The organism is Streptomyces sp. NPDC003635 (assembly GCF_053587635.1).
Genome location: NZ_JBSFOK010000010.1, coordinates 133,824 through 146,675, shown reverse-complemented (window position 1 = coordinate 146,675; position 12,852 = coordinate 133,824). Strand labels below are relative to the sequence as shown.

The window sequence follows — 12,852 nt, the reverse complement described above, 5'->3', positions numbered from 1 at the left end:
CTCCGGTCAGCGGCCGAAGTTGAACCAGTTCACGTTCACGAAGTCGGCCGGCTGCCCGCTGGTGAAGGTCAGGTACACATCGTGCGTGCCGGTCACCGAGCTGATGTTGGCCGGGACGGTCCGCCAGCTCTGCCAGCCCCCGGTGCTGCCCACCGCGAAACTCCCGACGGGCGCGTTACTACGGCTGTCCAGGCGCACCTCGACCAGACCGCTCACCCCGGAACCGGCTCCGCTCGCCACGCGGGCGACGAACTGAGTGGCCGCCGTGGAACCGAAGTTGACGCCCCGGAACAGAGCCCAGTCGCCGTTGGCTATCGCGCCGATGTTCTGGCCGCCGCCCGTGTCGGAGGTGGCCTCGGTGATCGTGCCGGACTGGCTGTCGTGGGACTCGGCCTGGATGGCGCTGTAGGCGTCGCGGTTGCCGGTCGGCGGAGGCGTGGTACCGCTCCCACTGCTCAGCACCTGGACGTAGTCGACGACCATCGAGTGGCCGGGCGCGGTCGCCGCGTCCGGGCCGCCGCCGAACGCGTCGACGAATCCGCCGCCCATCGCCACGTTCAGGATGATGAAGTAGCCGTGGTTGGTGGCGTTGTTCCACGTCGTGGCGTCCACCTGGTTCGCGCGCACGGTGTGGTAGTTGATGTCGTCGACGTAGAAGCGGATCTGCTCAGGGCTCGTGGAGCGGTCCCATTCCAGCGCGTAGGTGTGGAAGCCGGCCTGGCAGGTGGCGCCGGGACAGGCGCGGGAGCCGCCGATGCCCGTCGTCTCGTTGCACGGCCCGCCCGGGCTCGTACCGCAGTGCATCGTCGACCACACGGTGTTCAGGCCCTGCACGTTCTCCATGATGTCCAGCTCGCCGACGCCCGGCCAGTTCCAGTAGTTGCCGCGGTAGGGCGTGCCCAGCATCCAGAAGGCGGGCCAGTAGCCACGGGCGGCGGCGCCGGTGACGTTCGGCATCTGGATCCGGGACTGCACGCGTAGCTTGCCGCCCGCCGGTGGCTGGAAGTCGCCGCGGTTGGTCTCGATCCGGCCGGACGTCCAGTTGCCGGACGCGTCGCGGCGCGGGGTGATCCGGAGGTTGCCGTTGCCGTCCAGGGCCACGTTGTTCGTGCTGGACGTCATGTTCTCGATCTCGCCGGTGCCCCAGTTGGCGGGTCCGCCGGGGTAGCCGTGGCCGGTCGCGTACTGCCAGTTGGCGGTGTTGACGCCGGTGCCGGCCGCGCCGTTGAAGTCGTCCACGAAGACCTGGGTCCAGCCGGTCGGGGGCGGCGGAGCGGCCGCGTCCGCGGACGCCACGGCGGCCGCCGCGAGGCCCATGGCGCTGAGGACGGCGACGAGGGCCCGCCGCAGCGGGCGCCGCCGTCTGTGGGGAGTGCCGGAGGTTTCGCTCATGGGAGGGGCTGCCTCTCGGGTACGGGGTGTGGGGTGCGGGAGTGCTCTCGAAAGCTGTTGAGAGCGCTCTCAAAGTGCCGCCAATGTGCTCCCCGGCACTCCGGTCGTCAAGAGGTGAAGCAGATAAATCCGGTTCAACGCAGGGGAGTTCACTCCGTGAACCCGCTACAGCGCGCTGCCCGCCCGCCACTCGACCCAGGACAGGTTCCACCCGTTCAGCCCGTTCGCCGGGTCGACCGTCTCCGCGCCGGAGCCGGTCACCACCACGACGTCGCCGAGCATCGAGCCGTCGTAGAAGCGGTAGCCGTCCACGGACTTGTCCGCCGCGCCCTTCGCGTCGTGCAGCCCGACGCAGCCGTGGGTGGTGTTCGCGCTGCCGAACACCGAGGCCGAGGCCCAGTAGTTGCCGTGGATGAAGGTGCCCGAGGTGGTCAGCCGCTGGGCGTGCGGCACGTCGGCGATGTCGTACTCGTCGCCGAGCCCGACCGAGGAGGACTCCATCCGGGTCTCCTCGAACCGCTCGCTGATCACCATGATCCCGGACCAGGTGGGGTGCTCGGCGGCGCCGCCGCTGACCGGGTACGTGGCGATCGTCCGCCCGTCCCGGACGACCGTCATCCGTTTGCTGTCCAGGTCGACCGTGCTGATCTGCTCACGGCCGATGTGGAAGGTGACGTCCTTGGACTGCACGCCGTAGACGCCGTCCGCGCCCGCCACGTCCTTCAGCCGCAGACTGAGCGTGACCGTGGTTCCGGCCGCCCAGTACGACTCGGGCCGGAAGTCGAGCCGCGTGTCGCTGAACCAGTGCCCGACCACCTCCACCGCCGGCTCGGCGGTCACCGTGATCGCCTGCTCCACGGCCGCGCGGTCCGTCACGGCGTGCGTGAAGTCGATCGACACCGGCATGCCCACCCCCGAGACCGAACCGGCCTCGGGGGTGAAGTGGCCGACGAAGGTCTCACCGGGAGACGCGGTGGTGAAGGACGTACTCGACGCCGCCGCGCCGCCCTCCGCCTCGGCGGTCACGGAGTACGTCGTCCCCGACGACGGGTTCTCCTTCGATGTCCACTTCGTCCGCGCGTCGTCGTAGGACCCGGCCAGCGTGGCCCCGTCGGCGTCGGTGACCCGCACGGACGCGAGGGCGCCGTCGGTCACGGTGATCTCGACGGGACGCGTGAAGGCCGCCTTCTCCGCGCCGTCGGCGGGGGTCACCGTGATCGTCGGCCGGGGTGTCGAGGCGGTCGCGGTCACGGACGCCTCGGCCGAACCGACGCGCCCGGTCAGCAGGGCGGCGGGGACCCCGCCGAGGACGGCGAGGACCCCGCGCCGCGACCACCCGCGCGGCTGCTGCTCGGACCGGTTCGACATGTGCGCGACGCCCACGGCAGGCCTTCCTGGTATGTCCACGTTCTCACCCGCACTGTGCGCCTCGTACCTGGGACGATCCTGTGAATCGGCGCTCCGCGGCCTGAGATTCCGGCGAGTCTCAGACCTTGGTCAGTACCGGCGGCTCCGGTGCCTCGGTGAGCCCGAACCGGTCGTGGGCCCGGCGCAGCGGGCGCGGCGCCCACCAGGCACGGCTGCCGAGCAGGGCCATCGTCGCCGGGACCAGCAGCATCCGTACGACGGTCGCGTCGATCAGCACCGCCAGGGTGAGCCCGAGACCGATCTGGAGGATCGGCGAGAAGCCGCCGGTCATGAAGGCGCCGAAGACGATCGCGAGCAGCAGCGCGGCACAGGTGACCACACGTCCGGAGCGGCGCAGCCCGGTCACCACGGCCTCCCGGTCGTCCTCCCCGCGCATCCGGGCCTCCCGCATCCGGGCCAGGATGAACAGTTCGTAGTCCATGGCGAGCCCGAAGGCGATGGCGACGATCAGCGGCGGCGCGGTCAGACTCAGCGCGCCCAGCCCCTCGGCGCCCAGCAGCCCGGCCAGATGGCCGTCCTGGAACACCCACACCACCACACCGAGCGCGGCGCCCAGGCTGAGCAGCGTCGTCGCGATGGTGCGCAGCGGGATCAGCACCGAACCGGTGAAGGCGAACAGCAGCGCGAAGATCCCGACGAGCACGGTCACGGCGGCCCAGGGCGCCCGTTCGGCGAGCATCTCCCGGAAGTCCACCAGCCGGGCCGCGACCCCGGTCACCTCGACCGGCTCGTCGCCCCGAAGTTCCCGGATCCGCTCGACCAGATCGGTCGCCGCCCTGCCGTCGACGCTGCCGGGCGGCTGGATCTCCACGACCGTCGTGCCGCCGGGCAGCTCACGGGACTCGGCCCCGGCCAGCGCGCTGATCCGCTCGGCGGTCGCCGGGTCGGTACCGGGTCGGACGACGACGGTGATCGGCGAGACCCCGGTACCGGGCGGGAAGTGCGCCTCGACGGTGTCGTACAACTGCCGCGCCTCGGTGCTCGTCGGGAGCTGCCTGGCGTCGCCGAGGTTGATCGTCATCCCGGCGACGGGAAGCGCCATGACCAGCAGGACCGGTACGACGGTGGCGACCACGGCGACGCGGCGGCGGGCCGCGAAACGGGCCAGGCGGGCGAACACGCGGCCCTCCTCGCGGTCCGGGCGCACCCGCGCCGGTGGGATCCTCCCGCCGAACCTCGTCAGCAGGGCGGGCAGGAGGGTCACCGCGGCCAGCATGTCGATGACCACCACCGCGGCCACGGCCAGGCCCATGCTGCGCAGGAACACACTCGGGAAGACCAGCAGCCCGGTCAGGCTGACGGCGACCGTGAGCCCGGAGAACAGCACGGTCCGGCCGGCCGCCGCGACCGTGCGGTGGACGGCCTCCACGACGTCCTCGGTGTGCCGGCGCTCCTCACGGAAGCGGACCAGCATCAACAGGGCGTAGTCCACGGCGAGTCCGAGGCCCAGCATGGTGGTGACCTGGATCGCGTACACCGAGATGTCGGTGACCTCGCTGAACGCGAACAGCGCGAGGAAGGCGCCCGCGACACCGCTGACCGCGATCACCAGCGGCAGGGCGGCGGCGCGCAGTCCGCCGAACACGACCAGCAGCAGGGCGAGGACGACGGGCAGTGAGATCAACTCGGCGTTCTTGACGTCCTCCTGGGCCCGTTCGCCGAGCTGGCGGCCGAGCAGTTCGCCGCCGCTGACATGGACGTCGGGCGCCTCGATCTGCCGGATGCGCTCGGCGGCCGCGTCGGTCGCGTCGGCCTCGGCGTCCTCGTCCAGGCCACCCTCGAAGGTGACCGGGATGATCAGGGCCTGTCCGTCCCGGGCGGTGAGTCCCGGCGTGGTGTACGGATCGGGTACGGCGGCGACTCCGGCGATCTCGCGGACCTCGGCGACGGCCCGTTCGACCTCGGCGCGCAGGGCCGCGTCGGAGACCGGCTCGCCCGCGACGACGGCGGTGACGGTCTCGCCGGTCGGGTCCAGCCGGGAGACGTACTGCTCGGCCCGCTCCGACTCGGTGCCGGGCACGTCGGGCACGTCGTCGGAGAGCCGCCCGAAGACGCCGGTGCCGAGCCCGAAGCCGAGCAGCAGGAAGAGCAGCCAGAGCAGGATGACGGTGAGCGGGCGGCGGGTGGCGGCCCGGGCGAGCGTGGAAAGCACGTCGGCCTCCGGCAGTTGGACGGGTTGGCAGGTGCTCTCAGGTTCGTCCTGGTCCGGGGGCCACCGGATCGCCGGTGGGAGCGGTTTGCCGGGCTCGGCCGTACGGGGGAGGGGCGGGCCGGACTCACTCGTACGAGGGAGGGGCGGCGGGAATCATCCGGGCCTTGCCGGGAGTTGTCCGGTCAGGAGCCGCTGATCACGAAGGAGTGCCGATGTCCGAGGAGCCGGGAGTCCGCGAGCTGCGTCTGGTGGTCACCGCGGAGGACTACGACGCCGCGCTGCACTTCTACCGGGACGTCCTCGGCCTGCCCGAGCGGGCCGCGTTCTCCTCGCCGGGCGGGCGGGTGAGCATCCTGGAGGCCGGGCGGGCGACGCTGGAGCTGACGGATCCGAACCACGCGGAGTTCATCGACGACGTGGAGGTCGGGCGGCGGGTCGCCGGGCACATACGGGTGGCGTTCGAGGTGGACGACTCCACGGCGGTGACGCGCAAGCTGGCGGACGCCGGGGCGGAGGTCGTCGCCGAGCCGACGGTTACGCCCTGGAACTCGCTGAACTCGCGGCTGGAGGCGCCGGGGGCGTTGCAGCTCACCCTGTTCACCGAGCTGGGGGAGGCTCAGGACTGACCGTCACCGGGCGTCACCAGGCCCGTCTCGTACGCGCAGATCACCGCCTGCACCCGGTCCCTCAGCCCCAGCTTGCTCAGCACATTGCTGACGTGGGTCTTCACCGTGTGCTCACTGACGAACAGGGCCTCGGCGATCTCCGCGTTGGACAGGCCCCGGGCGAGCATCCGCAGCGTCTCCACCTCACGGGCGGTGAGGACCTCAAGGCGCTGAGGAGTGACGTCGGTGGCCGTCTCCTGCTTGCGGCGGCGCACGAGGTCGGCGACCAGGCGGCGGGTCACCGCCGGGGCGAGCAGGGAGTCCCCGGCCGCGACCACCCGCACCGCGTGCACGAGGTCGTCGCGGCGGACGTCCTTCAGCAGGAAGCCGCTCGCCCCCGAGCACAGCGCCTCGTACACGTACTCGTCCAGGTCGAACGTGGTCAGCATGACGACCTTGCAGGCGGTCTGCCCGCACACCCGTCGGGCCGCCTCCAGGCCGTCCATGACGGGCATCCGGATGTCGAGGAGCAGCACATCGGGGGCGTGCCGGTCCACCGCGGCCACCGCCTGAGCGCCGTCGCCCGCCTCGGCGACCACCTCGATGTCCGGCTGCGCCTCCAGGATCATGCTGAAGCCGCTGCGGACCAGCTCCTGGTCGTCGGCGACGACCACCCGGATGCTCACCCCAGCGCCGCCTGCCGGTCCCCGGCCGGGAGGCGCACGAGGACCCGGAAACCGCCGTCCGGGCCGCGCCCGGCGCGTGCGCTGCCGCCGCAGGCCGCCGCGCGCTCGCGGATGCCGATCAGGCCGTGTCCGTCCGGTCCGTGAACGCCGCCCGGGCCCGACGGGCCGCGTCCGTCGTCCGTCACCGACAGTGTCAATTCGTCCTCCGCCCAGTCGAGAGCGACGGTAGCGGAGGCAGCGTACGCGTGCTTCACGGTGTTGGTCAGCGCCTCCTGCACGATCCGGTAGGCGGCGACCTCGGTGTCCGGGGGCAGCGGGCGCGGCTGGCCGCTCGCGCGCAGTTCGACCCGCAGCCCGGTGGACTCGGTGACCTGCCCGACAAGACCGGGCAGCGCCGCCACCCCCGGCTGCGGCAGCCGCCGCGCGCCTCCCTCGCGCTCCTCCTCCTTCAGCACGCCGAGGATCCGCCGCAACTGCGACATGGCGTCCCGGCCGGTCGCCGCGATGGCGTCGAACGCGGCTTCCGCGCGCGCCGGATCGCTGCGCACCACCACGGGTCCCGCCTCGGCCTGCACCACCATCAGGCTCACCGCGTGGGCCAGGATGTCGTGCATGTCCCGGGCGATCCGGGCCCGCTCCTGCGCGGTCGCCCGCGCCGTGTCCGCGGCCCGCTCCCGCTCCAGGCGCCGGGCCCGGTCCACCAGGGCGGCGGTGTAGGCGCGCTGCACCCGGGCGAGCATCCCGAAGCCGTAGGCGAAGACCAGGCTCAGCAGTTGGAAGGCGTACTCGAAGGGCAACGGCTCCTCTTTGTGCTGCATGGTGAGCACGACTCCGAGGATCCAGCCCGTCATCATGAACCGGCGCTGCCAGACCTTGCCCTGGGCGGCCATCGTGTAGAGCACGACCAGACCGCCGTACACCACGTCCGGCGGTGGCGCGTGGTACCAGGCCATCGTGCAGGTGGCGGCGGAGACGGCGCACGCGGTCGCGAAGGGAGCCCGGCGGCGCCACACGAGCGGCAGGGCGGTGGCCGCGGCGAGCAGCCAGCCCTGCGGGGTCAGCCGGTCGTCCCCCTCGTCCGGGAAGATCCACTGAAGGGAGGCGGCGAACAGCACCAGCGCGGCCAGCGCGCCGTCGACGACATAGGGATTCGCCGTGCGCAGCCGGGTGACGGCAGGGGCGAACCAGGACGGCGGGGACATGGGCGGCTCCTCGGGGCAAGAGGCACCTCCAGTATCGGAGGCCGGATGCGGCGGCGTCCTCACCGGTGAGAGGGATATCGGGCCTCCGTCCGTGATCGTGTCGATGCCGTGGAGAAGGAACCAGAAGTCGGAATCGTCCCTCTCAGGGATCGAAACAGAGCGTTCACAGCGTGTGCATGGTCGTGGAACGAAGGCTGCGATCACCATCGTCTTCGGACCCCTCACCCGCCGCCTCCCGGGAGACACGTATGCCGAACCGCCGCCGATTCCTCACCGCGGCCGCCGCGGTGCCGGTCGTGGCCACGGCGGTCGGCGGGTGCGAGGACGGCGACTCCGCGCTGCCGCCGTCCGACGGCAAGCACGCCGCCGCCGTTCCGGCCGTACGCTCCGGCTCGGGCCGGCTCAACTTCGTGGTGATCGTCGCCGACGATCTCGGCTACGGCGAACTCGGCTCCTACGGTCAGAAACTCATCAGCACGCCCCGCCTGGACGCCCTGGCCGCCGAGGGCCTGCGCTTCACCGACGCCTACGCCACCGCCCCCGTCTGCGCGCCCTCGCGCTGCTCGGTGCTGACCGGACTGCACGCGGGCCACGCCACCGTGCGGGAGAACCCGTGGGGCCCCGACGGGCAGGGCGCCCTCACCGACCGGGACTTCACCTTCGCCGAGGCCCTCCGCTCGCTCGGCTACCGCACCGGGATCATCGGCAAATGGGGCTTCGGGCCCGAGCTGCCGGACCAGCCGAGCCATCCCAACTCCCGTGGTTTCGAGCAGTTCCACGGCTACATCGGCCACCGCCACGCCCACGACTACTTCCCCGAGTACCTCTGGCACAACGGCACCCGGCAGGAGATCCCCGCCAACCGCGGCGACGCCCGCGAGGTCTACGCCCCCGAGTTGCTGAAGGAACGCGCGCTGGAGTTCCTCGACGCGCACCGCGCCGAGCCGTTCCTGCTGTACCTCACCCCGACCCTGCCGCACGCCCCCAGCCGGACGCCCGACGAGGGCGCGTACGCCGACCGCCCCTGGCCGGGCCCCGACCGCCGGCACGCGGCCCAGATCAGCGCCCTCGACAGCCTGGTCGGGGAGGTCGTCGACCGGCTGGAGCGACTCGGCGTCGCGGGCCGCACCCTCGTCCTGGTCACCAGCGACAACGGCCCGCACGAGGAGGGTCGCACGAACCCCGAACTCTTCGACGCGAACGGCCCGTTGCGTGGCTACAAGCGCAACCTGTACGAGGGCGGCATCCGCGTCCCGCTGATCGCCTGGTCCCCGCGGCACGTCCCGGCCGGCACCACCGACCGCCCCACCCCGCTCACGGACCTGCTCCCCACCCTGGCCGACCTGGCCGGAGCCCCCGCCCCCACGGACGTCGACGGCCTCTCGCTGGCTTCCCTGCTGCGGGGCTCGGGACACCCGGCCCGCCACAACAGCCTGTACTTCTACCGCAACCACAGCGGAGTCACCCCGCGAGCCGACGCCGAGGACCGGGGCCGCGGCCGACGCCTGGCCGAGGCCCTGCGCAGGGGCGACCTGAAGGCGGTCCGGTTCGCCCCGGGCCAGGACCGGACCGCCCCCGAGGACCAGTGGGACGTCGAGCTGTACGACCTGTCCAGGGACCCCGGCGAACGGCACGACCTGGCCGCGGCGCGGCCCGCCCAGGCGGACGCCCTGGTGGGGTTGATGCGCGCGTCCTGGGCACCGGCGTATGCGCGCAAGCCGTTCGGGCTGACGCTGGAGGCGACGGGAGCCACGGTGACCGCCACCCTCGCCAACGGCTCCGACCGTCCCTGGGCCGCCCCCCGTCTCGTCCTCCGCGCCCCCGGCGGCTGGGGCCTGCACGCCCTGGACCCGGTCACGGCCCCCGTCCTGCGCCCCGGCGCCGAACTGGCGGTCCGCTGGCGCGTCACCCCCGCCCGGGTCACCTCCGACACGACGCTCGCGTGCCGGGCCACGGCACGGCACGCGGGGGAAGAGGTGACGTATCTGGCCCGGACTCAGCTCGGCTGATCCGGCCGCCACCCCAACCCCCGAGAGATCCCCCGCGCCGCGATCCGCACGGCCGGGGCCAGCACCGGGACCTGGGCGTCCGCCGCGGGCACCACCACCGACACCGCGGCGACCACCCCGCCACCGGGACCGCGCACCGGAGCCGCCACCGACAGCGCGTGGTCCGTCACCTGACGCACACTCACCGAAACACCCGTGCGCCGCACTTCGGCCAGCTCCCGGCGCAGCCGGGCGGGGTCGGTGATGGTGTACGGCGTGAAGGAGGCCAGCGGGCCCGCGCAGTACTCCTCCTGGCGGGCGGGGTCGTCATGGGCCAGGAGGGCGAGCCCGACCCCGGTGGCGTGCAGCGGCCAGCGGGCGCCGACCCGGATGTGGACGTCCACCGCCGAACGGCCCGACAGCCACTCGATGTACACGACCTCCCCTCCGTCGCGCACGGCCAACTGCACGTTCTCGTGGGTCGCTTCGTACAGGTCCTCCAGGTACGGCAGCGCGACCTGCCGCAGCGCGAGACCACGCGGGGCCAGCGCCGCCACCTCCCACAGCCGGAGCCCGACGTGGTAGACGCCGGAGGAGTCCCGCTCCAGCGCGCCCCACCGGGTGAGGGCGGCCACGAGGCGGTGCGCGGTGGTCAGGCTCAGCCCGGCCCGCCGGCTGATGTCCGTCAGGCTCAGGGCCGGGTGCTCGTGGTCGAACGCGGCGAGCACGGACAGCAGCCGGTCGGGCGCGGAGCGAGGGGTCATGGCCGGGCGTCTTGGGGGTGGGCCAGGTCGTAGGGGCGGGGGTAGGGGGTCGGACGGTAGTCGGTGTAGCGGGGTTCGGTGGCCGGATCCTGTTCGGTGGAACGGGAGTTGAGCGCGGTCGGTGACGCCTCCCAGCGGCCCGTGTCCAGCCTTGTCTCCAACGTCCGCAGGGCGCCCAGCATCTCGCCCGGGGAGAAGGTGCAGTGGCCCGGCGCGTCGACATAGGCCTGCGCCAGCAGTCTGCCCGACCCCGTCGCGGCGGCGGCCCTGCGGTATGCGGACTCCGCCTGGACGGGGATCAGCGTGTCGCCGGTGGTGTGGATGTTCAACTGGGGGTCCATGAGGCGGCCCTTGAAGACGCTGGTGTCACGCATCCACCGTACGGCCGGGGCGTCGGCGCTGATACGGGGTGCGCGGCCCAGGGCGTTCAGGTCCGCGCGCAGGGACACCCCCGCCTCCTTGTAGGCCTCGGCCACCTCCTTGTGGAGAGGCGAGCGGTGGAGCATCGCCGTGTAGTCGACGCCCGTGTTCCAGGACGGGTTGCCGCCCGCCCGGCTCTCCGCCTCCTGACGCCAGCTGAAGGCGGGCAGCTGGACGAGGCCCGGTATGTCGGCGCCGGGGATGTTGTGCAGGGCCGCCGCGAGGGCGATCCGGGCGCGGCCCTGCGCGGTGCCCTGGGCCGCTGTCACGGCCGCGCCGAGCGACCTCGCGGCGCCCTGCGCCTCCGCCTGGTCGGTGAATCCGGTCAGCTTCACGTCCGAGCCGAGCAGGGTCCGCAGCGCGAACACCGGGTCCAGGGTGCTGTTCCAGTTCGCCACCCCGCCCTGCACCAGACCGCACATCGACAGCGAGCCGTCGAAGCGGGCGGCGTGCCGTTCGGCGAGGGTGGTCGTGACGAGGCCGCCGTAGGAGGTGCCCCAGGCGAGCGTCCGGTCGGCCGCGCCGAACTTCTCCGTGAACACGTCCAGCGTGGCGAGCTGGTCGGGCACCGCCTCGGTCACGGCCCATCCGGTGGTGGCGTAGGAGGAGCCGATGAGGGCGTATCCCTGGTCCAGCAGCTTGTCCCGGGTGGCCTGATCGGGTGCGTTCTGGGGCGGGTTGGGCCAGCCGACGGCGCGGTAGCCGTGGCTGTAGAGGAGGACGGTGCCGTTCCAGTCGGCGGGCACGTCCATCAAGTAGGAGGCACCCGAAGGGAGTTGTCCCTCCAGATGGGTGTCCGTGGCGGGCAGCGCGGCCGCCGTGGTGAGAGTGACGGCCAGCGCCACGAGGAGAGTTCTCAACGAGGGGCCCCTTCCGGGGTGGGGGTCGCGGAATGGGCCGGGCTCGGTTCCAGAGTGTCCGTGTGCGTCTCGCGGATCCGCCAGACGGTGAGCGCGGTGATCGCCGCGCCACCGCACAGCAGCAGCGATACGGGGGTGCTGCCGCCGCCGTTCGAGGCGAGCAGGCTGCTCGCGATCAGCGGCGAGAAGCCCGCACCGACCAGGGTCGCGGCCTGGTAGCCCAGCGAGGCGCCGGTGTAGCGGACCCGGGTGCCGAACATCTCGCTCAGCAGGGCGCCGAGCGGGCCGTACATCGTGGACTGGGCGACGCCGTGACCGAGCGCGAGGGCGAGGATCAGCAGGCCGGGGGAGCCGGAGTTCACCAGCGCCAGCACCGGGAAGGCGAGCGCGGCGGAGAGGATCGCGCCGGTCAGGACCACCGGGCGGCGGCCGACGCGGTCGGACAGGGCGGACGCGGCGGGCAGCACCAGCAGAGCGACGGCGGAGGCCACGGTCACCGCGGTGAGCACCTGCGGGCGGCTGTAGCCCTCATCGACGGCGTACGAGATCATGAAGCTGGTCAGCAGCGACTGCGCGGTGAACGCGCCGATGCCGACACAGGCCGCCAGCACGACCGGCCTCGGGCGGCGCAACAGCTCCAGCACGGGCGGCTTCTCGCGCGGCGCGGGCTTGGCGAACAGCGGGCTCTCGGCGACCTTGAGGCGGACGAACATGCCGACGCCCAGCAGCACCACGCTCAACAGGAACGGCACCCGCCAGCCCCAGGAGCGGAAGTCGTCGTCGGGCAGGGTGGAGACCAGGGTGACCACTCCGGCCGAGAGCAACGAGCCCAGCGGGGCACCGAGTTGGGTGAAACTGGACCACAGTCCGCGCCGGGTGCCCTGGGTGCGCTCGGCGTGCTCGACGACCATCAGGGTGGCGCCGCCCCACTCGCCGCCGATCGCGATGCCCTGCACGACGCGGAGCAGGACCAGCAGCACGGGAGCCCAGACGCCGATGGCGTCGTAGGTGGGCAGCAGGCCGATCAGGAAGCTGCCGGACCCCATGAGGAGCATGGTCAGCAGCATCATCGACTTACGGCCGACCCGGTCGCCGAAGTGGCCGAAGAGGATGCCGCCGACCGGCCGGGCGAGATAGCCGGCGGCGAAGGTGCCGAAGGCGGCGATGGTGCCGACGGCCGGGTCGGCGTCGGGGAAGAACAGGTCGCCGAAGACGAGCGCGGCGACCGTGCCGTAGACGAGGAAGTCGTAGAACTCCACGGCGGTGCCGAGCAGGCCGGAGAGGGCCACTCGGCGCAACTGCCGGGATTCTTCGGGGAGATGGGATGGCTGCACGGTGGGCTCCCTGGGGGACGG

At 72.6% G+C, this 12,852-nt stretch carries 10 protein-coding genes; 2 read left to right on the top strand and 8 right to left on the bottom strand.

What is annotated here, in order from left to right; all coding sequences use genetic code 11:
- Positions 1-6: 6 nt before the first annotated feature.
- From ACWDRW_RS12825 to ACWDRW_RS12815, 3 genes are all read right to left on the bottom strand, one after another.
- Positions 7-1,392, bottom strand: coding sequence for a glycoside hydrolase family 16 protein (locus ACWDRW_RS12825; protein WP_451722614.1), 1,386 nt, complete (start codon positions 1,390-1,392; stop codon positions 7-9).
- A 165-nt stretch (positions 1,393-1,557) separates the two neighbouring features.
- Positions 1,558-2,775 carry a L,D-transpeptidase gene (locus ACWDRW_RS12820; protein WP_451722612.1) on the bottom strand — a complete coding sequence of 406 codons (1,218 nt, stop codon included), beginning with the start codon at positions 2,773-2,775 and terminating at the stop codon, positions 1,558-1,560.
- A gap of 103 nt (positions 2,776-2,878) precedes the next feature.
- Positions 2,879-4,972, bottom strand: a complete 2,094-nt coding sequence (locus tag ACWDRW_RS12815; RefSeq protein WP_451722610.1) for an MMPL family transporter — start codon at positions 4,970-4,972, stop codon at positions 2,879-2,881.
- Positions 4,973-5,184: 212 nt separating this feature from the next.
- Here ACWDRW_RS12815 and ACWDRW_RS12810 point away from each other — a divergent pair, with 212 nt between their 5' ends.
- A complete protein-coding gene (locus ACWDRW_RS12810; RefSeq protein WP_451722608.1) occupies positions 5,185-5,598 on the top strand; it encodes a VOC family protein in 414 nt (137 codons plus the stop codon).
- On the opposite strand, the gene ACWDRW_RS12805 is transcribed toward ACWDRW_RS12810, so the two are convergent.
- Entirely contained in the window at positions 5,589-6,263 is a 675-nt protein-coding gene (locus ACWDRW_RS12805; RefSeq protein ID WP_451722606.1) for a response regulator, read from the bottom strand. The genes ACWDRW_RS12810 and ACWDRW_RS12805 overlap by 10 nt on opposite strands.
- Positions 6,260-7,465: a sensor histidine kinase gene (locus ACWDRW_RS12800; protein ID WP_451722604.1), complete on the bottom strand. Its 1,206-nt coding sequence runs from the start codon at positions 7,463-7,465 to the stop codon at positions 6,260-6,262. The genes ACWDRW_RS12805 and ACWDRW_RS12800 overlap by 4 nt, the downstream gene beginning before the upstream one ends.
- A gap of 248 nt (positions 7,466-7,713) precedes the next feature.
- Here ACWDRW_RS12800 and ACWDRW_RS12795 point away from each other — a divergent pair, with 248 nt between their 5' ends.
- Complete coding sequence (locus ACWDRW_RS12795) at positions 7,714-9,474, top strand: sulfatase-like hydrolase/transferase (protein WP_451722602.1); 1,761 nt, start codon at positions 7,714-7,716, stop codon at positions 9,472-9,474.
- Here the strand turns inward: ACWDRW_RS12795 and ACWDRW_RS12790 are convergent.
- From ACWDRW_RS12790 to ACWDRW_RS12780, 3 genes are read right to left on the bottom strand one after another with little or no spacing between them, the layout of a single operon-like run.
- Positions 9,462-10,217, bottom strand: coding sequence for an IclR family transcriptional regulator (locus tag ACWDRW_RS12790; RefSeq protein WP_451722600.1), 756 nt, complete (start codon positions 10,215-10,217; stop codon positions 9,462-9,464). The genes ACWDRW_RS12795 and ACWDRW_RS12790 overlap by 13 nt on opposite strands.
- Positions 10,214-11,497 (bottom strand): alpha/beta hydrolase family protein, encoded by a 1,284-nt coding sequence (locus ACWDRW_RS12785; protein ID WP_451722599.1) that lies wholly within the window; start codon positions 11,495-11,497, stop codon positions 10,214-10,216. Before ACWDRW_RS12785 ends, ACWDRW_RS12790 begins: the two co-directional genes overlap by 4 nt.
- Positions 11,494-12,831, bottom strand: coding sequence for an MFS transporter (locus ACWDRW_RS12780; RefSeq protein WP_451722598.1), 1,338 nt, complete (start codon positions 12,829-12,831; stop codon positions 11,494-11,496). Before ACWDRW_RS12780 ends, ACWDRW_RS12785 begins: the two co-directional genes overlap by 4 nt.
- Positions 12,832-12,852 lie beyond the last annotated feature (21 nt).